General features: G+C 56.6%; 19 protein-coding genes. 18 read left to right on the top strand and 1 reads right to left on the bottom strand.

Annotated elements, in window-relative coordinates:
• The first annotated feature begins 113 nt into the window (after nt 1-113).
• Both AKU79_RS02390 and AKU79_RS02385 read left to right on the top strand, forming a co-directional pair.
• A complete protein-coding gene (locus AKU79_RS02390) occupies nt 114-2,213 on the top strand; it encodes a bifunctional rhamnulose-1-phosphate aldolase/short-chain dehydrogenase (RefSeq protein WP_050522001.1) in 2,100 nt (699 codons plus the stop codon).
• Between the two features lie 11 nt (nt 2,214-2,224).
• Nucleotides 2,225-3,463 (top strand): L-rhamnose isomerase, encoded by a 1,239-nt coding sequence (locus AKU79_RS02385; protein ID WP_050521991.1) that lies wholly within the window; start codon nt 2,225-2,227, stop codon nt 3,461-3,463.
• Between the two features lie 702 nt (nt 3,464-4,165).
• Here AKU79_RS02385 and AKU79_RS02380 read toward each other — a convergent pair.
• Nucleotides 4,166-4,636 (bottom strand): Lrp/AsnC family transcriptional regulator, encoded by a 471-nt coding sequence (locus AKU79_RS02380; protein ID WP_231580082.1) that lies wholly within the window; start codon nt 4,634-4,636, stop codon nt 4,166-4,168.
• Between the two features lie 105 nt (nt 4,637-4,741).
• Between AKU79_RS02380 and doeA the strand changes: the two genes are divergently transcribed.
• The 16 genes from doeA to proB all read left to right on the top strand — a co-directional run bounded on the left by doeA (nt 4,742) and on the right by proB (nt 21,838).
• A complete protein-coding gene (gene doeA / locus AKU79_RS02375; protein ID WP_050521990.1) occupies nt 4,742-5,917 on the top strand; it encodes an ectoine hydrolase DoeA in 1,176 nt (391 codons plus the stop codon).
• Nucleotides 5,918-5,920: 3 nt separating this feature from the next.
• Nucleotides 5,921-6,928, top strand: a complete 1,008-nt coding sequence (gene doeB / locus AKU79_RS02370; RefSeq protein ID WP_050521989.1) for a N(2)-acetyl-L-2,4-diaminobutanoate deacetylase DoeB — start codon at nt 5,921-5,923, stop codon at nt 6,926-6,928.
• 3 nt (nt 6,929-6,931) lie between these two features.
• Nucleotides 6,932-8,305 carry an aspartate aminotransferase family protein gene (locus AKU79_RS02365; protein WP_050521999.1) on the top strand — a complete coding sequence of 458 codons (1,374 nt, stop codon included), beginning with the start codon at nt 6,932-6,934 and terminating at the stop codon, nt 8,303-8,305.
• Between the two features lie 135 nt (nt 8,306-8,440).
• Entirely contained in the window at nt 8,441-9,415 is a 975-nt protein-coding gene (locus AKU79_RS02360; protein WP_050521988.1) for a LysR family transcriptional regulator, read from the top strand.
• Nucleotides 9,416-9,578: 163 nt separating this feature from the next.
• On the top strand, nt 9,579-12,014 hold the full coding sequence (locus tag AKU79_RS02355; protein ID WP_050521987.1) for a GcvT family protein: 2,436 nt from the start codon (nt 9,579-9,581) through the stop codon (nt 12,012-12,014).
• A 7-nt stretch (nt 12,015-12,021) separates the two neighbouring features.
• On the top strand, nt 12,022-13,071 hold the full coding sequence (locus tag AKU79_RS02350) for a GlxA family transcriptional regulator (protein WP_050521986.1): 1,050 nt from the start codon (nt 12,022-12,024) through the stop codon (nt 13,069-13,071).
• A complete protein-coding gene (locus AKU79_RS19155) occupies nt 13,016-13,423 on the top strand; it encodes a hypothetical protein (protein WP_156209402.1) in 408 nt (135 codons plus the stop codon). The genes AKU79_RS02350 and AKU79_RS19155 overlap by 56 nt, the downstream gene beginning before the upstream one ends.
• Nucleotides 13,424-13,565: 142 nt before the next feature.
• Nucleotides 13,566-14,570 (top strand): taurine ABC transporter substrate-binding protein, encoded by a 1,005-nt coding sequence (locus AKU79_RS02345; protein ID WP_050521985.1) that lies wholly within the window; start codon nt 13,566-13,568, stop codon nt 14,568-14,570.
• 107 nt (nt 14,571-14,677) lie between these two features.
• Nucleotides 14,678-15,484: an ABC transporter ATP-binding protein gene (locus AKU79_RS02340; RefSeq protein WP_050521984.1), complete on the top strand. Its 807-nt coding sequence runs from the start codon at nt 14,678-14,680 to the stop codon at nt 15,482-15,484.
• A complete protein-coding gene (locus AKU79_RS02335) occupies nt 15,481-16,755 on the top strand; it encodes an ABC transporter permease (protein ID WP_050521983.1) in 1,275 nt (424 codons plus the stop codon). The genes AKU79_RS02340 and AKU79_RS02335 overlap by 4 nt, the downstream gene beginning before the upstream one ends.
• 384 nt (nt 16,756-17,139) lie before the next feature.
• Nucleotides 17,140-17,604: a 50S ribosomal protein L21 gene (gene rplU, locus AKU79_RS02330; protein ID WP_050521982.1), complete on the top strand. Its 465-nt coding sequence runs from the start codon at nt 17,140-17,142 to the stop codon at nt 17,602-17,604.
• Between the two features lie 6 nt (nt 17,605-17,610).
• Entirely contained in the window at nt 17,611-17,880 is a 270-nt protein-coding gene (rpmA, locus tag AKU79_RS02325) for a 50S ribosomal protein L27 (protein ID WP_050521981.1), read from the top strand.
• Between the two features lie 180 nt (nt 17,881-18,060).
• Nucleotides 18,061-18,612: a GNAT family N-acetyltransferase gene (locus tag AKU79_RS02320; RefSeq protein WP_050521980.1), complete on the top strand. Its 552-nt coding sequence runs from the start codon at nt 18,061-18,063 to the stop codon at nt 18,610-18,612.
• Nucleotides 18,570-19,613, top strand: a complete 1,044-nt coding sequence (locus AKU79_RS02315; RefSeq protein WP_050521979.1) for a GNAT family N-acetyltransferase — start codon at nt 18,570-18,572, stop codon at nt 19,611-19,613. Before AKU79_RS02320 ends, AKU79_RS02315 begins: the two co-directional genes overlap by 43 nt.
• A gap of 78 nt (nt 19,614-19,691) precedes the next feature.
• A complete protein-coding gene (gene obgE, locus AKU79_RS02310; protein WP_050521978.1) occupies nt 19,692-20,717 on the top strand; it encodes a GTPase ObgE in 1,026 nt (341 codons plus the stop codon).
• Nucleotides 20,705-21,838: a glutamate 5-kinase gene (gene proB, locus AKU79_RS02305; RefSeq protein WP_050521977.1), complete on the top strand. Its 1,134-nt coding sequence runs from the start codon at nt 20,705-20,707 to the stop codon at nt 21,836-21,838. The genes obgE and proB overlap by 13 nt, the downstream gene beginning before the upstream one ends.
• Nucleotides 21,839-21,853: the final 15 nt, after the last annotated feature.

The following is a 21,853-nucleotide window of genomic DNA, read 5'->3' as shown; positions in this document are numbered from 1 at the left end:
AGATGCAGCTGCAAGCGATCAATTATGATTGTTTTTGATTGACAATGCGTCGCATCCGCCGCACCATCCATCCTAAATCGCGGCGCTGCCGCCGTCATTCCGAGGGGGAATTCATGTTAAAAACCGCCACTAATCGTCTGGTAAATCAATGGGATGCGGCCAAGGCGTCCGCAATGACTGAAGCGGAAAAGTTACTCTATCGCTCGAATCTGCTTGGGTCCGACAAGCGTATTACCAACTACGGTGGCGGTAATACGTCGGCCAAAGTGATTGAAATTGATCCGTTGAGCGGTGAGCAGGCCGAGGTGCTTTGGGTCAAAGGGTCCGGTGGGGATGTTGGTTCGATCAAAATGGACGGTTTTGCAACGCTTTACATGGATAAGCTGCGCGCGTTGAAGGGCATCTATAAGGGTGTTCAGATGGAGGATGAGATGGTCGGCCTGCTGCCGCATTGCACCTTTAATCTGAATGCACGTGCAGCATCGATTGACACGCCGCTTCACGCCTATGTACCGCGCAAGCATGTCGATCACATGCACCCAGATGCGATCATCGCAATTGCCGCCAGCGCCAATTCAAAAGAACTGACGCAAGAGATTTTCGGCAAGGATATCGGTTGGCTTCCTTGGAAGCGGCCCGGCTTCGAGTTGGGCTTGTGGTTGGAGAAATTCTGTCTTGAAAACCCCGATGCCAAGGGCGTTGTGTTGGAAAGTCACGGGTTGTTCACGTGGGATGATGACGCCGAGGCCTGCTATGCGCTGACTTTGGACATCATTCAAAAGGCGATGGATTGGTTTGCGGTAAAAACGGCTGATGTGCCGGCGTTCGGTGGTGCGGTGCATGCAAGCCTTGCAGGCGATGCGCGCCGCGCCATTGCTGCCCGCCTGATGCCCGCGATTCGCGGCATGGTTTCCGGCCAGCAACATATGGTTGGCAATTTTGACGATTCGGATGCCGTGCTGGAATTTGTAAATGCGCGCGATATGCAGCCGCTGGCGGCGCTTGGCACGTCATGCCCCGACCATTTCCTGCGCACCAAGATTTGCCCCTTGGTTGTGGCTTTTGACCCCGCCGCCAATAATATTGATGCTGTTATGGAGGGTCTTCCTGCCCAGATTGAATCCTATCGCAAGGATTACGCGGCCTATTACGATCGTTGCAAACATGCCGATTCCCCCGCGCTGCGTGACCCGAATGCGGTGGTTTACCTGGTCCCTGGTGTTGGCATGATCACCTTTGCCAAAGACCGCGCCACTGCCCGCATTTCTGGTGAATTTTATATCAATGCGATCAATGTGATGCGCGGCGCCTCAGCGGTTTCCACTTATTGTGGTCTGCCGGAACAAGAGGCGTTTGATATTGAATATTGGCTGCTGGAACAGGCAAAGCTGTCGCGGATGCCCAAGCCGAAGTCACTGGCGGGGCGCGTGGCCTTGGTCACGGGCGGGGCAGGTGGCATTGGCCGCGCCACAGCCGAACGATATCTGCGCGAAGGCGCTTGCGTCATGCTTGCCGATATTGACGCCGAGGCCCTGACGCGCACTGAATCCGAACTTTCTGCCGGTTTTGGCCGCGATGTGCTACGCAGCGTTGTGATGAACGTCACGGATGAAGCCGCTGTGATTGCCGCTTTCGCGCATACGGCTGTAGAATTTGGCGGTGTTGATATCCTGGTTTCCAACGCCGGCATCGCCTCTTCTGCCCCGATTGAGGACACCACGCTGGCGCTGTGGAACAAGAATATGGATATCCTTTCGACCGGATATTTCCTTGTCAGCCGAGAGGCGTTCAAAACCATGCGGGTGCAAAACATCGGCGGCTCGATTGTGTTCATCGCCTCGAAAAACGGGCTTGCCGCGTCACCCAACGCCAGCGCCTATTGCACCGCCAAGGCCGCCGAGATTCACCTCGCCCGCTGCCTTGCGCTGGAAGGGGCCGAGGCTGGTATTCGCGTGAATGTGGTTAATCCCGATGCCGTGTTGCGCGGGTCTAAAATCTGGTCGGGTGAATGGTTGAACCAGCGCGCCTCGACCTACCAGACCGACAAGGGCGGGCTAGAGGAAATGTATCGCCAGCGGTCCATGCTCAAGCGCTCTGTGTATCCCGAAGATATCGCCGAAGCGGCCTATTTCTTTGCTTCGGATCTTTCGGCCAAATCGACCGGCAATATTGTCAATGTCGATGCCGGCAACGTCCAAGCCTTTACGCGCTAAGGGGAAAAACCATGAGCTATGCAGCCGCCAAAGCCCGTTTTGCCGATTGGGGCGTTGACACCGAAACCGCCATCAGCCGTTTGCTGGAAATCCCGATTTCAATGCATTGCTGGCAGGGTGATGATGTGCGCGGGTTTGAGAAAAAATCCGGCACTTCTGGCGGGGGTATTCAAGCCACGGGCAACTACCCCGGCCGCGCCCGCACGCCGGACGAGTTGCGCGCAGACCTGGAATTTGCCTATGGGATGCTGCCGGGCAAACACCGTTTGAACCTGCACGCCTGCTATCTCGACACGGCCGAGGCCCCCGACCGCGACGCGATCGAATACCGCCATTTCGCGCCTTGGGTCGATTGGGCGCAAGGGCAGGGTCTGGGGCTGGATTTCAACCCGACGTTCTTTGCTCATGCCAAAGCGGATGACAACCTGACCCTATCACACCCCGATGCGGGCATCCGCGATTTCTGGATCGAGCACGGGATGCGGTGCCGCGAAATTGGCGCACAGATGGGGGCGGCGCTTGGCAGCCCTGTGGTCAATAATATCTGGGTGCCGGATGGGTACAAGGATACGCCGGTGGACCGCATGGCCGCGCGGCAACGGCTGAACGCGTCTTTGGATACTATGTTCACCACGCCCCACAGCGCGGCGCATTTGCGCGATGCCGTGGAAAGCAAGCTGTTCGGTATTGGTGTCGAGGCTTGCACGGTGGGCAGTCACGAGTTTTACATGGGCTATGCGATCCGCAAGCAAATCCTGCTGTGCCTTGATATGGGGCATTTCCACCCGACAGAAAACATCGCGGATAAGCTGAGCGCCGTCGCCTTGTCAGTGCCGAAAATCCTGCTGCATGTATCACGGCCAATGCGATGGGACAGTGACCATGTGATCTTACAAAACGATGATATTTTGCAGATGGCGCAGGAATTAGTCTTTGCTGACCTGTTGAGCAAAACCCATATCGGCCTCGATTTCTTTGACGCCACGATAAGCCGCACAGCCGCTTGGGTTATCGGTGTGCGAAACATGCAAAAAGCACTGCTCCGCGCCTTGTTGATGCCGCAAGCACGGTTAAAGGCAGCTGAGGCCGCCGGCGATTATACTGCCCGTTTGGTCCTGACCGAAGAGTTGCGCGACTTGCCTTTCGCGGCAGTCTGGGAAGAGGTTTGCGCACGCGCGAACCTGCCTGTTGGATCGGCGCTCCTAAAAGGCCTTGAGGCCTATCAAAACGGAGTGGCTGGAAGAGGTTAAGATTGCGCCAAACGGTGACATACGACAATGCAAACGCTTCAAGCGCTTCTGGGATTGTTGACGCAATACGCGACCTAGCCAGTTGGGGCCTACCCCCAGGCGTCTTGACGTATCGGTAAGCCATCGGTGCTGAGGAGGCCCAAAAGCCATTATTCAGGCGGGCCGTGGCTCGGCTGAATGACTGCTCTGTATATCTATCCCGATCAAGCGCCGCTATTGTGGCGAACAGAATTTTCAAGCAGCGGTCACCGGCATCTTTATTAAATTTCTGATTTGGACTTTCGTTACTTGCGCCAGAATCTACGATTTTTTGTTCCAAGGTGCGCATGCGAGGAGATGTCGCGGGCAAACCGGCAAATGTCGTCAACAACAGAATACGGATTGCCGTTAACTTTGCGTAGATACCTTAGCGTTGCGTTCCTTCCGGGCCGATCAGCGGCCTTACCCAACGTCCAAATCCGATCATGATCCGGTTATAATTTTTTCCGCCTTAGGTGCGAAAATACGTCATATTAACAATGGTTTAACCTACTCATCCCCTGCCTTTTGTGGGGTTGCAAAGCCAGCGTCATGTTGGTGTTTGCTCGAAGAGAGCGGGAAACACGGCCAGATGAATGCGCAACTGAACTATAGGCCTTTGCCTGACGTAAGCGGTTCATGCTTTGATCGGCACGAAACACTGGGCCAGTTTTTTCGCGCCCATTATAGTGGCAAGGAAAATGAGGCCTTGATGCGATCCATCACCACAGTTGTCTTAAACCCTTTGATGTCAGTGTTGTTGTAAAAGAAATCGCGGGTGAAGGTTTCATAGTCGGTCATATCTATCGCGCTGACAACCAAGACGAAATCGGTCTCTCCGGTGACGTAATAGGCGCTCATCACTTCGGGGCGTTCGCGAACGGCGCGTTTGAAACGGTCGATGATGTCAGAGCGTTCCCGCGCCAATTCGACGGCGACCAGCATGATAAGTGGGCGATCAACCGCTTTGGGTGAGACCACAGCAATATCGGCCTCAATAACCTTATTTGCGCGCAATTTTATCAGCCGCCGTTGAACCGAGGTGGGCGACAGGCCGACCAGTTCGGAAAGCTGTGCGCTGGTCAGTTGGTTGTCGCGCTGGACATGCCGCAGGATTTTTTTATCAAACTCGTCCAGCACGCCTATTTTCCTCATGTTGGTTTTGAAAATGCAGTATAGCTGCATTAGTCGGTTGTTAATTGCATAAAAAAAGCTGCGGTGAAAGCTAGGATTGTCTTTCAACTTTGGGGGCAAATATCCATGCTAGACCTGCCATTCAGTGCAACCGAATATGCCGCACGCCTTGCCAAAACGCGGGTTGAAATGGCCGCGCGCGGGCTGGATGCCGTTTTTGTGACCGACCCATCCAATATGGCCTGGCTGACAGGCTATGATGGCTGGTCATTTTATGTGCATCAAGGTGTTCTGCTGACACTGGAAGGAGAGCCGCTTTGGTGGGGCCGCGCGATGGATGCGGTCGGGGCGCAGCGCACGACCTATCTGAACCACGACAACATTGTCGGCTATGACGATACTTATGTACAAAACCCAGCCAAGCATCCGATGGAGGACCTTGCCAAGCAGATCGCCGCGCGCGGGCTTGCGGCGGCGCGGATCGGGTTTGAGTTGGATAACTACTATTTCACGGCCTCGGCATTTTTGGCACTGCAAAAGAACCTGCCAGCGGTGCATCTTCAGGATGCGACGGGCCTTGTGAACTGGCAGCGCGCGGTGAAATCGGCGACCGAGATTGACTACATGCGCCGCGCCGCAAGGATTGTCGAACGGATGCATGCGGTGATCCGCGAAAAGGCCACTGTTGGCATGCCCAAGAACGCGCTGATCGCCGATATTTACCACGCTTCGGTTCTGGGCGCCGACGGCCATTGGGGCGATTACCCAGCGATTGTGCCGATGGCGCCTTCGGGGGCAGATGCGACTGCACCGCATTTGACGTGGGATGATACACCGCTGCGTGTGGGTGAAAGCACGTTTTTTGAAATTGCCGGCGCTTATCGGCGCTATCAATGCCCGCAGTCCCGCACGCTGTTTTTAGGGACACCGCCGCAAAAATATCTTGATGCTGAAAAGGCTGTGCTAGAGGCGGTTGAGGCTGGGTTGGCGCAGGCCAAGCCGGGCAATTTCTGTGAAGACATTGCCAACGCCTTTAACCGCACCTTAAACAAGCTTGGCTTTCAAAAAGACAGCCGTTGCGGCTATGCGATTGGTCTGTCTTATCCGCCTGATTGGGGCGAGCGTACTATGTCTTTCCGGGCAGGCGACAAGACGGTTTTGCAGGCGGGGATGACCTTTCACTTTATGCCCGCGCTGTGGCTGGATGATGGTGGGTTAGAGATTACCGAGCCAATTGTAATTACCGAAACCGGTGTAGAATGCCTGTGCACGACGCCGCGCTCGCTTGTGGTTAAGGACTAAGCGATGCGCGACAATCCGATTTCCGCGACCATCGACTTTGCCGCGAGCGGCGTGCAGCACGGCTATTTGCGCCTGCCCTACAGTCGTAACGACAGCGCGTGGGGGTCTGTTCAGATCCCGATTTGTCAGGTGAAAAACGGCAATGGCCCTTGTGCCTTGCTGACCGGCGCGAACCATGGCGACGAATACGAAGGCCCGCTGGCGCTGGTTGAACTGGCGGCGGATTTGCAGGCAAAGGATGTCAGCGGCACGGTGATCATCGTGCCGTTCATGAACTTTCCGGCGTTCAAGGCGGGTACGCGGGTATCGCCGCTGGATAGCGTGAATATGAACCGCGCCTTTCCGGGGCGGCCAGATGGCACGCCGACGCAAAAGATTGCCGATTATTTCCAACGGGTTCTGTTGCCAATGGCCGATGTGGTGCTGGATTTTCATTCCGGTGGCAAGACGCTGGATTTCATTCCGTTTGCCGCCTCGCATGCGCTGGACAACCCCGAGCATCAGGCCCGCTGCCGTGCTGCGCGGGATGCCTTTAACGCGCCCTTTAGCATTGAGATGCGCGAAATTGACGCGCTTGGCATGTATGATGACGCGGTTGAAGCGATGGGCAAAACCTTTGTCACCACCGAGCTGGGCGGTGGCGGCACGGCCACGCCTTATACAGCCCAGATCGCCCGCAAAGGGGTGCGCAACCTGCTGATCCACGCAGGTATTTTACAGGGCACGCTGGAACTGGCCCCCACGCGGCACCTGTCACAAGACGACGACGGCTGTTTTCATTTCACCAATTACAACGGGATGGTCGATTTTGCGGTGACGTTGGGTCAAACCGTTGCCAAGGGCGATCTGATCGCCCGTATTTGGGATACCGAACACACCGGCATTGCCCCGCGCAAGTTTTATGCGCTGATGGACGGTATTCTAACCGCCCGTCACCACCCCGGATTGGTACAGGCGGGCGATTGCCTTGCCGTGCTGGCCCGTGAAATTCCCTCTGAACAGAAAGCCTGAATGATGCTGCGCAATGATGACCAACTGGCCCAATGGGACCGCGATAGTTTTTTCCACGCCTCGACCCATCTGGCCCAACATGCGCGTGGCGAAACGCCGACGCGGGTTATTTCGACAGCATCGGGCGTGCATATCGAGGATCGGAATGGCGTGCGGTTGCTGGATGCTTTTGCCGGGCTGTATTGTGTGAATGCAGGCTATGGCCGGACCGAGGTTGCCGATGCGATTGCTAAGCAGGCGCATGAGCTGGCCTATTATCATTCCTATGTCGGCCATGGCACCGAGGCGTCGATCACGCTGGCCAAGATGATTATGGACCGCGCGCCGGACCATATGTCCAAGGTCTATTTCGGCTTGTCGGGGTCGGATGCGAATGAAACCAACATCAAATTGATCTGGTATTACAACAACATCCTTGGCCGCCCGCAAAAGAAAAAGATCATCTCGCGCTGGCGGGGCTATCACGGGTCGGGGTTGATGACGGGCTCATTGACAGGCCTTGCGCTGTTTCACAACAAGTTCGACCTGCCGCTGCAATATGTTTTGCACACCGATGCGCCCTATTATTTCCGCCGCGAGAACCGCGATCTGACAGAGGCACAGTTTTCAGCGCATTGTGCGGCCGAGCTTGAGGCGTTGATCTTGCGCGAAGGGGCCGACACAATCGCCGCCTTTATCGGCGAGCCGGTGCTGGGCACCGGGGGCATCGTGCCGCCGCCTGCGGGTTATTGGGCCGCCATCCAAGAGGTTTTGAACCGCTATGATATCTTGCTGGTCGCGGATGAGGTGGTCACGGGTTTTGGCCGTCTGGGCTCGATGTTCGGGTCGGACCATTATGACATGAAGCCCGATTTTATTGCGATTGCCAAAGGGCTTACCTCGGCCTATGCGCCGCTGTCGGGGTCGATCATATCTGACCGCGTGTGGAAGGTGTTGGAACAAGGCACCGATGAAAACGGTCCCATCGGCCATGGCTGGACCTATTCCGCCCACCCGATTTGTGCCGCCGCCGGCGTGGCCAACTTGAAGCTGATTGATGATTTGAACCTGATCGAAAATGCACGCGAAGCGGGTGCCTATTTGAACGCCACGATGAAGGCGGCGTTGTCGGACCATGCCCATGTTGGCGATATTCGCGGCGAAGGCCTGCTGTGTGCCGTCGAATTTGTTGAGGACAAATCCAGCACGACATTATTTGACCCGAGCCGCAAGATCGGGCCGCAAGTGTCGGCCGAGATGCTGAAGCGCGGTGTCATCGCCCGCGCCATGCCGCAAGGTGATATCATCGGCTTTGCCCCGCCGTTTTGTATCAGCAAGGCAGAGGTTGATACAGTGGTTGGCGTTGCGGTCGATGCGGTGAAAGCTGTCATGGGCTAGGCAAGAATTGCCATTGTTGCGCGCATCTTGCGCCATAGCGCGGGACTGGCACCCCGCGCTGTAATAGTCTTAAAACTTGCAAGCTCAATTTTGAAGAAATAGGATAAAGAAAGTCAAAAGAATGGTTTGAATTGCATGCCGAACACGTCGCCTCGCAAAGAGCTGAGCCTGAAATGGCTAGAGGTATTTCGGATATGCGCGACAAAAGGGTCACTTCAGGCCGCGGCCGAGGAAACAGGGCTGTCGATCAGCACCGTATCGCACCATCTTAGCAACCTTGAGGAGAACCTTGGCGTAAAGCTGTTCGATCACGGGCGGCGGCCGATGTTGGTCACACCCACCGGCCGCGCGTTTTTGCGCAAGATCGAAGGGGCTTTGCATGATATCCGGACGGCAAAGGCCGAAGCCTCGGCCGGCGGTCTGGAAAACGCGAGTTATCTACGGATTGGCATCGTGGACGATTTCGACAGCTATATCGCGCCCAATCTGGCTGTGTATCTGTCGAACATCATGCCGCAATGCGATTTTTCCTATCAGACCGATTGGAGCCATGCGATTCTGCGGATGTTGCGCAACCGCGAGCTTGATCTGGGCGTGGTGGCCTATGCTTCTGAAAACATGTTCGATTTGCAAGACTACCCGTTTTTGCGCGATCCTTTTGTCATTGTTACCCCCAAGCAGCAAAACTATGATCCGGCAGAGCTTATTTTGGGTAAATCGAACCTGTCGTTCTTACGCTTTTCCAGCAATCTTTTTGTAGGCAGGCAAGTTGACATGCATTTGCGGCGATTGAACCTGTCTTTGCCCAACCGTTTCGAATGCGCCAATAGCAATACGCTGATGGCCATGGTGGCTGCGGGCTCGGGTTGGACGATTACGACGGCGCTGCATTATTCGCACGGAACCCAGTTTCAGGACGATGTGGTGCTGCATCGGTTTCCGGGCAAAGGCTTTTCGCGGACAATGGCAGTCGTCTCTACGCCCGACAGTTCGCGGGCGGTCGTCGCACATGTGCGCGCCAAGATGTGTGAGCTTTTGGAAAGCCGCACCTTGCCGGGGATGCATGAAAGGTTTCCGTGGCTGAAAGACAGCTTTACCTTGATTGAGTGACGGGGCGAACGCGTATTGCTTGGGCTTAGGTACACGTGGCGGTGCGAATTAAGTTCGAAAATTTGCAAGCATACTTCTCAAATTTCCGGAGCTGTCACTCGTTCGTTGCCGATGGTGGGCAGTTCCTCGCAATGTTGTCGAAACTGTACGAGGGACAACAATAATGAAGTCGAGAACCAAGGTCATCATCATCGGGGGCGGCATCGCCGGCTGTTCGACGCTTTATCATCTGACGCAGGAAGGCTGGACCGATGTTGTCTTGCTTGAGCGGGACGAGCTGACATCGGGCACGACATGGCATTCGGCCGCGCAGGTCACGAATTTCGGCATGACACAAACCATGGTTGGGCTAAAGTCCCACTCGATCGCCCTTTATAAAAAGCTGCGCGACGACCCGGAATATCCGGTTGGCTATCACCACGGCGATGGGGGAATCCGATTGGCCAACACGCCCGAGCAGATGCAAGGCTATCGGCATTTTGCCTCGATGGCGCGGGGCATGGGGGTAGAGTTCGAGGTGCTCGATGCGGCAGAATGCGCCCGGCGGCATCCGCTGATTTCGACTGACAACTTGCTGGGCGGGCTTTGGGATGGCGCAGATGGTGACATCGATCCGGCGCAGTTGTGCCAGGCGCTTGCCTTTCATGCGCGCAAAGCGGGCGCCGAGGTGTACCGCAACACCGCCGTTACAGGGCTGACCCAGCATAAGGATGATACTTGGACGGTTGAAACAACCCGAGGCAACATCGACGCGGATATTGTGGTCAATGCCTGTGGTTATCGCGTGAATGAGGTGGGCGCGATGATGGGCGTGCATCATCCGGTTGCGTCCATGGAACACCAGTATTTCGTGACCGAGGATATCCCCGCCATTGTTGCGGCGGGCCACCGGATGCCGCTGCTGCGCTGCCCGATCTCTGACTACTATTGCCGTCAGGAAAAGAACGGCCTGCTGATCGGTTTTTATGAACAAGACTGCAAGACTTGGGGTATGGATGGTATCGACCCCAAGTTTACCAACGCGCTTTGCCCTGATGATCTTGAGCGGGTGATGGATGTGTTGGAAGGGGCCTTTGCCCGTATGCCTGCGCTGACCGAGGTTGGGATCAAGCGGGTGGTGAACGGCCCGATCACCTATACTATCGACGGTGCGCCGCTGGTTGGCCCTATCCCCGGCAAACGCAATGCGTTTTGTATCATCGGCTTGCGTGCAGGTCTGGGCGAGGGGGGCGGCCACGGCTGGCTGCTGGCCCAGCAGATCGTGCATGGCGAGGCGTGCTATGACACCTGGGTCATCGACCCGCGCCGTTTTGCGCCCCATACCAACGTCGAACTGACCGCGCTAAAGGCGATCGAGGATTACCAAAACGAATTTCGCTTTCACTTTCCGCATGAACACCGCCCCGCTGGTCGCCCCGCAAAAACCACACCGCTGACGCCGGTTCTGGCGGCTGAAGGCGCAGAGTTTACCGTCGTGAACGGTTGGGAACGGGTAGACTACATCAAACCTAGCCCGGATTTTCACCCCACACTTGGGTTCAACTTTGACGAGGCCTTTGATCTTGTCGCCGCCGAGGTGAACGCTGTGCAAACCGGCGTGGGCCTGTGCGAGGTAAACGGGTTCAACCGGATCGAGATTACGGGTGCGGACCGGCATAAGTTTCTGGATCGCATGTTCTGCGGTCAGGTCACCAAGCGCGCCGGGCGGGTGGGGCTTGGCTACTTGTTGAACCACCACGGCATGATCAAGGGCGAGGCGACGATTGCCAATATTCCCGCCAGTGATCGCGGGCCGGATCGGGTTTGGTATGGTTCGGCTGCTGCCAGTGAATTGCATGATATGGATTGGTTGAAGGCGCATCTGACGCCCGAAGAGGATGTTCAATTGCGCAGTCTGACCAATGACCAGACAATCCTTGTGCTGGCCGGTCCAAAAGCGCGCGATGTGCTGTCGGCCTGTTCGCGGGGCGACTGGTCCAAGGTGGCATTTCCTTGGTTGTCGTTGCGCGAGTGCTTTATCGGTTTTGCACCGGCGACGGTGCTTGGCGTCAGCTTCTCGGGCGAGTTGGCCTATGAGATCCATGTCCCCAACGCCTCGCTTTATGCGGCCTATCTTGCGCTGCGTCAGGCGGGGGCGGCGCATGGCTTGCGCCTATTCGGGGCGAGGGCGGTGGATTCGATGCGCATGGAAAAAGGGTTCTTGCACTGGAAAGCAGACCTGCTGACCGAATTCGACCCGTTTGAAACTGCGCTGGACCGTTTCGTCAAGCTGGACAAAGGCGACTTCATTGGCAAGGCGGCGCTGGTTGCCCGTATGGCCAAAGGGCCGCAAAAGAAGCTTGTTACGTTGAAAATTGACGCGACACACGCGCCCGCGCGGGGTGGGGCGTCGCTGATGCGGGGCGACAAGGTCGTGGGAACCATCACCTCGGCCGATTGGGGCCACCGGATGGGGATGAACCTTGCCTATGCCTTTGTGAACCCCGATATGGCGGTTGCGGGCAACGTGATGCAGCTTGATATGTACGGCGATATGGTTGCGGCCGAGGTGATTGCGCAGTCTGTCTATGATCCCGATCACAGCCTGATGCGCGGATGAAGCCGTGATGGGCCAGCACCGCGTTAGCATTCTGATTGAACAAGGGTTCGTGCCAACCGAACTTGCCCTTGTCAAAGATGTGTTGCGCATTGCGAACAGGCTGGGCAATGCGGTGCGGTTTGATTGCCAAACCTGCACCACCGGCGGCTCGAATCTGGTGGAAGGCTTGGGCGAGGTGCTGATCCGCGCCTCGGCCCTTGAAAAAGAGAGCGCAGAGCTGCCGGATTGCCTGATCGTTCTGGGTGGGGACGGCATTCGCGCGCAGTTTGACAGCATCAAATCGCATTTGTGCAAGCTTGAACGGACCGGGCGCAGTGTGATCTTGATGTCGGATGCAGCTGCTGAATGGCGGCGGCTTTTCCCCGACCACGGGCGAATGACGATCCATTGGGAAAAGCATCAGGCGGATTGCGACGTGGAAAACCGGCAGATGACGGCACTTCCGCTTTATGCGCGCATCGGCAGGGTAACAACGGCGGCGGGCATGACTGCTGCCGCCGATGTCGTGCTTGCGACCGTGATTGCCCCGCTCTCGCCGCATCTGGCCGAGGCAGTGGCGAATGTTATGGTGTTGGAGCGCATCCGCGATGGCAGTGAGTGCCAGCCGCGCAGTATCAACCAAACCGCGCTGGAAGGTCAGTGCAAACTGCATCGGGTGATCGCCGCGATGGAGGCGAATGTCGAAGAGCCGCTGACCGTGACCGATCTGGCCAGAACGGCCGATCTTTCAGTGCGGCAGTTCGAACGTAATTTCAAGGCGCTGATGGGTCTGCCGCCAAACGCGTTTTACCGAATGGTGCGCCTGCGCCGCGCCAAGGCACTGCTGGAACAAACAATGTTGTCGATTAATGAAATCGCAATGGCCTGCGGCTTTAACAGCACATCGAGGTTCTCGCGGCATTATGCCGATGCATTCGGTGACCTTCCTTCGCGGCGGCGGTCCCAGTTGACGAAACGGGTCGCGCCCATGCTGCCAGCCCGAAAGCTGCAAGGCGGCGGCTATGCAGGTGCCCCGTTCACTGCGCCTGCGGTTTGTGCATCTTCGCGCACCGTTTGAACCGTTATATTGGTCTTTTGAAAACAGTCTGGCACACAGAATTCGCTTAAGCGCGGTGATTGTGCGGGCGGAATGGCAAGGTTTTTTGCTATTCACTCAGCATTGGGAACGCCATATTTGCTGCCCAATACATCAGGCCAGCCTAAGAGATGTCAGCCAAGCAAAACAGGCTTCAATGGTGCAGGACGGCTGGTCTGAATTGTCAGGCGCAAAATGTGGCAGCGAGTCAAAGATCACAATTGTTGCATGGTTTTTTGCGGCGCCGAGAAACATGGTTATGCACAGTAAATACACCAAAAAAACAGATCAATTGGTCAGGATTTGGCCTTTTGAAAGGGGTGAGTTTGAATAATTCGAAGTTGTAATTTGAATTTTTTGGGGTTCATGGGTTTTGTTGGACAAACGCGGGCGCAGCTAGCGAGATGTTATGAAGTCGTTTCATAAGACGACGGGGGCCGCGATAATGACGGCCAATCAACAGTGGAGAATTCAATATGACAAATAAGACTGTAAAACACGCGTTGGCAGCTCTGTCGGCAACCGCCGCTCTTCTTGGTGGCACGCAGGTCATGGCTGAAACCATCACGGTTGGCTATTTTCTGGAATGGCCGATGCCCTTCGAATACGCCAAGCAGATGGGCACCTATGAAAAGGAAATGGGCGTCGATATCAATTGGGTCAGCTTTGAAAGCGGCGTGAAGATGTCTGCAGCGATGGCCTCGGGCGATGTGCAGCTTTCGGTTAGCCAGGGCTTGCCGCCTTTCGTTGTGGCAACCAGCGCGGGGCAAGACCTGCAGATGCTGGACGTAGCGGTGAGCTATGCCGACAACGATAACTGCGTTGTGCAGTCCAAGCTTGAAATCAACAAAGACAATGCGACCGAACTTGCGGGCAAGAAGGTCGCAGTGCCACTGGGCACGGCCGCACATTACGGGTTTCTAAAGCAGATGGAGCATTTCGGTGTAGATCCGGCGTCCATGGACGTTGTTGATATGGACCCGCCAGATGGTGCCGCCGCCTTTGCGCAGGGGTCTGTTGACATGTTCTGCGGCTGGGGCGGTTCGCTGCGCCGGGCGCTGGAAAGCGGCAATGTGCTTATGACCGGTGATGAAAAAACCGAGCTGGGGATTTTGGTGTTCGACGTGACCTCTGGCCCGGCGGGTTGGGTTAGCGAAAATGGTGATATGGTTGCCAAGTTCTTGAAAGTGACTGCGGATGCCAATGCGAAATGGGCCGATCCGGCAAATCATGCCGAGATGTTGCCGCTGATCGCCAAAGATGCAGGCATGGACGAGGCCGCAACTGCCGAGACAATGTCAACCTTTACCTTCCCGACGATCGAACAGCAGTTGTCGGCCAAATGGCTGGGCGGTGGCGCTCAGAAGTTCATGAAGGGCGTTGCAGACGTCTTTATTCAGGCTGGCAGCATCGGGGCCGCGCTGGACAGCTATGACAGCACTGTTAACACCGCTCCTTTGGCCGCAGCCGGCGCGATGTAAAGCACAAAGTCGGGGGTGGCGGAGCCTATCTGCCGCCCTCTTTCTGTTTGGAGTTCTTCGGTCCTCGAAGGGCTTTTACCGCTTTATAGAAACGGGAACTGCGGGTTATGTCAGGATTGTCTATCCAGAATATTTCAATGCGGTTCGATCTGCCGAATGGCAGTTCGGTGCAAGCGTTGAAGAATGTGTCCCTGGATTTAAAGCCAGGTGAACTGCTAAGCGTGCTGGGGCCGTCCGGTTGCGGCAAGACGACGCTTTTGAACATTGTTGCCGGCTTTTTGGCCCCGACCGAGGGGCGGATCGAGTTGAATGGCCATAAGGTGACTGGCCCGGATGCCGAACGCGGGATGGTGTTCCAGCAAGGCGCGTTGTTTGAATGGATGAACGTGCGCGAAAACGTCAGCTTTGGCCCGCGGATGCGAGGGCAAAAGGAAGCTGAATGGAAAGATCAGGTTGATCATCTGATCAGTGTGACCGGGCTTGGCGATTTTGCGGACAAGTCGATCTATGAACTTTCTGGCGGGATGCAGCAGCGCGTGGCCTTGGCCCGCTGTCTGGCAAACAGCCCGGACGTGATTTTGATGGATGAACCGCTTGGCGCGCTGGATGCGCTGACCCGTGAAAAGATGCAGGGGTTGGTGCTGAAGCTGTGGAAGGAAACGGGCAAGACTATCATCCTGATTACCCATTCGGTCGAGGAAGCGCTGCTACTGGGCGAGCGCCTTTTGGTTATGGCCCCACGTCCTGGCCGGATCCATAAGGAATACCGTCTGCCATTTGCTGAAATGGGCGTGAATTCCGACCTGCGGCAAGTCAAGAAAGCCGAAGGCTATAGCAAAACCCGCGAAGAAATTTTGGCAATGATCTGGGACATGGAAGAAGAAATCATGGGCCGTTCAGAGGAAGTGCAATGATTGGGCTTTTAATCCTTTTGGTTTATATCGCGATCTTTGCCGGATCGTTTCTTGTCATTCGCATGGTGGTGCGTCGCAATGCAAACGGGTTTACCGCACGCAAGACTGTGACCTTTGGCGATGAAAGCGCAGTCGAGGCGAATCGCATGGCCTCGGCGATTTCGGTGCTTACGATCTTTCTGATCTGGTCGGCGTTCACCGGTTCGTCATTGGTGCCCAGCTTTTTGCATGCACCTGGCCCTTTTGTCGGCGACACCTCATTCACCTATACCTTAGAGGATGCCAGCGGCGCGCGCGACGATGCCACCGTCAAGGTCTCGGTTGTCAAATTCGGGCAAGAGATGGTTACGCCGCAAGTTGATCCGGGAACCGGTTTTGCCAAAAATGATGGCGTTGCGATGAATGCCTCGCGCAGCACGACCATTTTGTTCGATTCCAATGATGAGGCAAAGCGCAAAGACGGTGCCAAGGTGGTTGCAATCGACGGGGTGAGTATCGGCCCGGATACTGCGATACAAACACCCGCCGGCCGCTTTGCGCTGACGGATAAGGGTGCGATCAGCTTTACGCCGCCAAGCGGTTTGCAAATGGAGCCGATCTGGCTGCCTGCGCCAGAAGCGGTGCTCTCGCGCATGGTTGAGATCGCCACCAGCGAATACCGTGGCAGCAGCTTGTGGCGGCACCTCGGCTATTCGCTGTTTCGCGTTATCGTCGGCTTTGTCTTTGGTGCGCTTGTGGGGATTCCATTGGGCTATGCAATGGGCCTTAGCAATTGGTTCCGCGGTTGGTTCGAACCGATTGTCGAGTTCATGCGCCCGGTTCCGCCTTTGGCGCTGATCCCGCTGGTGATCATCTGGTTTGGCATTGGCGAGACGGGCAAGATTATCCTGCTGTTCCTTGCGTCGCTTTGGATCATGGCGATTTCGGCGCGGGCCGGTGTGTCGGGCGTAAATATTACCAAGGTTCACGCGGCCTATTCCCTTGGTGCAAGCAAAATTCAGATTTTGCGCCATGTAATAGTGCCGAACTCTTTGCCAGAAATCTTTACCGGTGCCAGAGTTGCCATGGGCGTCTGTTGGGGCACCGTTGTCGCGGCCGAGCTTGTCGCGGCATCGGAAGGGGCAGGGATGATGATCATGGTTGCGTCCAAGTTCCAGTTGACCGACATCGTGTTGATGGGGATCATCCTGATCGGCGTCATTGGCTTTGGGATTGACGTGCTTATGCGCCGTGCCGAACGGTGGCTGGTTCCATGGAAAGGCCGTAGCTAAGACTATGTGCCGCTTTTCCCTGAACGAAAAACGGCACATGTACCCAGCGTCCAAAAGCCTTGTTTTGGGGCATAAGGGGCGGCGCGTGCTTGTGCCGTCCCATTTCCTATTCTATCGCCAAAGCCTTTGCCGATGGAGCCATGATTGAGCCAAACCCTGTTCAAAAGTGGCGACACTAGCAAGTGCGAAGGCCATCTCAATATTCGCCTTTCCCCTTGACTCCTTGTGTCACATCTTCGATAAGCCGCCTACCTCGGACAAGTGTTTCACTTGGCCGGGGTTTTATATTGTTTCGTCCCGAACGGGGCGCGCCGTCCGAGGTAATGAAAAACGCCAGTGTATGCTGGGGCCGCAGGACGCGGAGAAATGAAAAGGAATGACCATATGTTCGCGGTCCTCAAGACAGGCGGCAAGCAATACAAGGTTCAGGCGGGGGATATCCTTCGTGTGGAAAAGCTTGATTGTGCAGCTGGTGACAAGATCCAGTTCAACGAAATTTTGATGGTTGGCGGTGAAACGCTGACTGTTGGTGCACCGCTGGTTGCTGGTGCTGCCGTTCAGGCCGAAGTGATCGAACAGATCAAAGGCCCGAAGGTTATCCACTATGTAAAGCGTCGTCGTAAGCATTCGAGCCAGCGCACCAAAGGCCACCGCCAGCACCTGACGCTGTTGCGTGTGACTGATGTTCTGGCCTCGGGCGGTGACAAGTCGGACGTAAAAGCCGCGACTGGCACTGCCGACGCACGCCGCGCTGCGCATAACGCCGAAGCGCCTGCCGCCAAAGCCCCTGCAAAAGCGAAAGCTGCTGCGAAACCAAAGGCAGCGAAAGCTGCCGCGACCGAGGAGTAATCCCCCATGGCACATAAAAAAGCTGGTGGTTCATCCCGTAACGGCCGCGACTCAGCCGGTCGCCGTTTGGGCGTAAAGCTGTTTGGCGGGCAAGTTGCTGCCCCTGGCAACATCATCATGCGCCAGCGCGGCACACAGATGTTTCCGGGAACAGGCGTTGGCATGGGCACAGACCATACCATTTTCGCTGTGATCGACGGCACGGTTTCGTTCAAGAAAGGCCTTAAAGGCCGTACATTTATTTCGGTTCTCCCGGTGGCGGAGGCCGCTGAATAAGTCGAACCGTTACAATAACATGTAACATAGGGATCGGCTGAAAGGCCGGTCCCTTTTGCGTTTCAGACCGGGTCGCGAGGAGGCGGCGCAAGTTTGCGATGTGTTATGTGGGCCCGCATTAAGGGTTGTTTAAGGTTAAGGAGCTATTAGCTCCAAGTGCTTTCGGAGGAGGGTACTAATATGCTACAAATGATTGAAAAGCAGGTAACAATTCCGGCCGAGCGGTTTGTGCTGCGGCCTGCGCAAGTTTCCGATGTCGGTCTGATTGCGATGCATGCGGGCGATGTGCGCGTGGCCGAAGGAACAAGCTCGATTCCACACCCTCTTCCGCCGGGTGCGGCCGAGGCATTTGTCGCGCGGGCCATGAACCCCGGGCAGAGCGAGCGGGTTTGGGTAATGGATGGTACGGGCGATGGTATGCCCGAGGTGATGGGTGTGATCTCGCTGAAACAGATGGATCGCGATCAGGCCGAAATCGGCTATTGGGTCGCGCCCGCGTTTTGGAATGCCGGCTATGCGTCAGAGGCCGTTCAGGCGTTGGTCGCGGCCAACCCGCTAAAAAACGCTGCAATTTTTGCGCAGGTCTTCCAGGATAATCCCGGCTCGGCGCGGGTGCTGACCAATTGCGGTTTTGGCTATCTGGGTGATGCCGAAAGCTTTAGCGTGGCGCGAAATGCACGGGTACAAACATGGACTTACCTGCGGAAGATGGGCCAAGGCAGCAAAATCTGACCGGGCCGGAATTTGATCTGATACCGTTGTACGATGTGCAAGCGGCTGATATTGTGGCGGGACTGGCCGAATTTGACGTTGCGCGCTGGTTGTCGCGGGTACCGTTTCCTTATGGGCTAGACGATGCCCGGGCCTATCAGGAAGGGTTTGGTGGGGCGGACAGCTCCATTCGTGCAATCGTCGTGGAGGGGCAATTCGCCGGTATTATCGGGATAAAGCCCGATTTGGGTTATTGGCTGGCCAAGCCATTCTGGGGCCGAGGATTGGCAACGGCAGCCGCACAACGGCTGTTGGCCGATCACTTTTTCAACGCACAAGAACCCATCATTTCGGGGCATTTTGCGGGGAATGCAGCCTCGGCAAAGGTGCTGGCAAAGCTCGGCTTTGTTTATACGCACCAAGAGACCGTTATACCTTTGTCTACGGACATCGAGACGGTGGTCGAGCGTATGTCATTGGACCGTGGCGATTGGTGGGCAGCGCAGGGTTTGCCGGTTCGAACGGCGCGCCTTTGTTTGCGGCCGATGACAGTGCGCGATGCTCCCGACTTTCACGCCTTGGTCACGCGCCCCGAAGTGGCACGAATGCTGTTCATTTTCGCGGTGGATTGGCCAGAGGCGGCAGCTGCGCCATTTTTATATGATGTGCGTTGGCAAAGTCGTCCGGGGTTTCGCTTTGCGATAGAACTGCGTGGCGTTTGGGTGGGGTGGATCGGGTGCTCGGAAGATGCAGAGCCAGAGGTGTTTTATGCGCTGCGCCCGGAATTTGCGGGCAAGGGGATTGCGCAAGAGGCGCTAGGGGCATTTGCAAGCTTCCTATTTGATCGCTTTGGGCTAATTGCCTTGCATGCCGGGGTGTTTACGGACAATCCTGCTTCGGCGCGTGTATTGGCAGCATGCGGTTTTGAACGGGTAGGCGAGACGATAGGCGCATCAAAGGGGCGGGTTGCACCTGCATTAGAATGGCGCTTTCGGTTGGATCGTGCGGTTTTGCCCCTTTAATCCTTATCGCTGTGGCTTGAGATATGGCGATTGTTCCTGTATCGCATCGCTTTGACCTAACCTCTGAAAGCCGGACCCATGAAATTCCTTGATCTGTGTAAAGTCTATATCCGCTCGGGCGGGGGCGGGTCGGGGTGCGTTTCGTTCCGGCGCGAAAAGTTTATAGAATTCGGCGGGCCGGATGGCGGCGATGGTGGTAAGGGCGGCTCGGTCTGGGCCGAGGCGGTTGAGGGGCTGAACACCCTGATCGACTTTCGCTATCAGCAGCATTTTTTCGCCAAGTCGGGCCAGCCCGGTATGGGCAGCCAGCGCACTGGTAAAACCGGCGATGATATTATTTTGAAAGTGCCTGTTGGAACCGAGATTCTGGATGAGGATGAGGAAACCGTTTTGGCCGATCTGACCACTGTTGGCCAGCGGGTGCTGTTGGCCAAGGGCGGCAATGGCGGCTGGGGCAACCTGCAGTTCAAATCCTCGACCAACCGCGCGCCTGCACGGGCCAATTCGGGGCAAGAAGGTGTTGAACGCACGATTTGGTTGCGGCTGAAACTGATTGCGGATGCCGGTCTGGTGGGCTTGCCGAACGCAGGGAAATCGACGTTCTTGGCAAGTGTCTCAAACGCGCGACCCAAGATTGCGGATTATCCTTTTACGACTTTGGTGCCGAACCTTGGCGTCGTGGGCATCGACGGGCATGAGTTTGTGATGGCCGATATTCCGGGGCTGATCGAAGGCGCTTCCGAGGGTGCGGGTTTGGGGACGCAGTTTTTGGCGCACGTAGAACGCTGTTCGGTATTGTTGCATCTGGTTGATGGCACATCCGAGACCGTTGCCGAGGATTACCAGACGATCATTACCGAACTGGAGGCCTATGCCGACGAGCTGGGCGACAAGCCACGGATCACCGCGCTGACCAAGATTGATGCGCTGGACGAAGAGACGCTTGAGGCCCGCTTTGCCGAGTTGGCGTCAGTGGTGGACGGAGAAGTCTTTGCGATTTCGGGCGTGTCAAACCAAGGCCTGTCGGATGTGTTGCGCCGTCTTTACGCGCAGATATTGGAGGGCCGTGTCGTCGAGGAGGAGGTCGCGCCTTGGCAACCGTAGCTGCTGCTGGTTCGGCTGCACCCGTTGTTACGGCGGCCAAACGTCTGGTAATCAAGATCGGCTCGGCTTTGTTGGTCGACCGTGTGCGGGGCTTGCGGCATGATTGGCTTGCGGCTTTGGCGCAAGATGTGGCCGAGGCCAAGGCACGTGGCACGGATGTTGTGATCGTGTCGTCGGGGTCAATTGCACTGGGGCGCACGGTATTGGGCCTGCCCTTTGCCGAGTTGCCTTTGGAACAGTCGCAAGCGGCGGCCGCCGTGGGGCAAATCAGGTTGGCGCGGGCCTATGAAGAGGTGCTTGCCCCGCATGGCATTACCACCGGCCAAGTGCTGGTGACGTTGGAAGATACTGATGACCGGCGGCGGTATTTGAACAGCCGCGCCACCTTGGAAACCCTGTTGGGTCTGGGCGTGGTGCCGATTGTGAACGAAAACGACACGGTGGCCACGGATGAGATCCGCTTTGGCGATAACGACCGTTTGGCGGCGCAAATTGCGGTGACGGTTGGCGCGGATCAGCTGATCTTGCTGTCGGATGTGGACGGGTTTTATTCGGCCAATCCGAAAGAGGACGCCAGTGCCGTGCGGTTTGATGTGGTGGATCATCTAACGCCTGCGATGGAGGCCATGGCGGGCGATCCGGTTTCCGGCATGTCAAAAGGCGGGATGAAAACCAAGATATTGGCGGCCAAGACCGCGATGGCCGGTGGCTGTGCAATGGCGATCATGGAAGGATCGGCACTGCGGCCGTTGCAAGCCTTGGCGCAGGGTGCGGGGCGGACGTGGTTTGTGCCAAGTGCGGACCCGCAGCAGGCGCGCAAACGCTGGATCAACGCGATGAAAACGCGGGGCGAGTTGCGACTGGATGCAGGGGCGGTTGCGGCCTTGCGGGCGGGAAAATCGCTGTTGCCCGCAGGGGTTGCCGCAGTTGTTGGCAGTTTCGGGCGGGGGGATCCGGTGGCGATTATCGGGCCTGACGGTGAGGCATTGGGCAAGGGTCTTGTGCGCTATACCGCCGTCGAGGCACGGGCAATCGCCGGCCACCGGTCGAATGAGATCGAGGCAATTTTGGGCTATGTAGGGCGTGCGGCGCTGATTCACAGGGATGATATGGTGGTATGAGGGGGGGGCGGGGGC

Source organism: Pseudorhodobacter wandonensis (genome assembly GCF_001202035.1).
Lineage (GTDB): Bacteria > Pseudomonadota > Alphaproteobacteria > Rhodobacterales > Rhodobacteraceae > Pseudorhodobacter > Pseudorhodobacter wandonensis.
This window is presented reverse-complemented; position numbering and strand designations above follow the sequence as displayed.

What these genes read in the sequence shown, in the direction of transcription:
- doeB (WP_050521989.1), top strand. Translation starts at nt 5,921, where the DNA reads ATGCGCGACAATCCGATTTCCGCGACCATCGACTTTGCCGCGAGCGGC.
- AKU79_RS02380 (WP_231580082.1), bottom strand. Translation starts at nt 4,636, where the DNA reads ATGAGGAAAATAGGCGTGCTGGACGAGTTTGATAAAAAAATCCTGCGG.
- doeA (WP_050521990.1), top strand. Translation starts at nt 4,742, where the DNA reads ATGCTAGACCTGCCATTCAGTGCAACCGAATATGCCGCACGCCTTGCC.
- AKU79_RS02365 (WP_050521999.1), top strand. Translation starts at nt 6,932, where the DNA reads ATGCTGCGCAATGATGACCAACTGGCCCAATGGGACCGCGATAGTTTT.
- AKU79_RS02335 (WP_050521983.1), top strand. Translation starts at nt 15,481, where the DNA reads ATGATTGGGCTTTTAATCCTTTTGGTTTATATCGCGATCTTTGCCGGA.
- AKU79_RS02355 (WP_050521987.1), top strand. Translation starts at nt 9,579, where the DNA reads ATGAAGTCGAGAACCAAGGTCATCATCATCGGGGGCGGCATCGCCGGC.
- obgE (WP_050521978.1), top strand. Translation starts at nt 19,692, where the DNA reads ATGAAATTCCTTGATCTGTGTAAAGTCTATATCCGCTCGGGCGGGGGC.
- AKU79_RS02320 (WP_050521980.1), top strand. Translation starts at nt 18,061, where the DNA reads ATGCTACAAATGATTGAAAAGCAGGTAACAATTCCGGCCGAGCGGTTT.
- AKU79_RS02390 (WP_050522001.1), top strand. Translation starts at nt 114, where the DNA reads ATGTTAAAAACCGCCACTAATCGTCTGGTAAATCAATGGGATGCGGCC.
- rpmA (WP_050521981.1), top strand. Translation starts at nt 17,611, where the DNA reads ATGGCACATAAAAAAGCTGGTGGTTCATCCCGTAACGGCCGCGACTCA.
- rplU (WP_050521982.1), top strand. Translation starts at nt 17,140, where the DNA reads ATGTTCGCGGTCCTCAAGACAGGCGGCAAGCAATACAAGGTTCAGGCG.
- AKU79_RS02350 (WP_050521986.1), top strand. Translation starts at nt 12,022, where the DNA reads ATGGGCCAGCACCGCGTTAGCATTCTGATTGAACAAGGGTTCGTGCCA.
- AKU79_RS02345 (WP_050521985.1), top strand. Translation starts at nt 13,566, where the DNA reads ATGACAAATAAGACTGTAAAACACGCGTTGGCAGCTCTGTCGGCAACC.
- AKU79_RS02385 (WP_050521991.1), top strand. Translation starts at nt 2,225, where the DNA reads ATGAGCTATGCAGCCGCCAAAGCCCGTTTTGCCGATTGGGGCGTTGAC.
- AKU79_RS19155 (WP_156209402.1), top strand. Translation starts at nt 13,016, where the DNA reads ATGCAGGTGCCCCGTTCACTGCGCCTGCGGTTTGTGCATCTTCGCGCA.
- AKU79_RS02315 (WP_050521979.1), top strand. Translation starts at nt 18,570, where the DNA reads ATGGACTTACCTGCGGAAGATGGGCCAAGGCAGCAAAATCTGACCGGG.
- AKU79_RS02360 (WP_050521988.1), top strand. Translation starts at nt 8,441, where the DNA reads ATGCCGAACACGTCGCCTCGCAAAGAGCTGAGCCTGAAATGGCTAGAG.
- AKU79_RS02340 (WP_050521984.1), top strand. Translation starts at nt 14,678, where the DNA reads ATGTCAGGATTGTCTATCCAGAATATTTCAATGCGGTTCGATCTGCCG.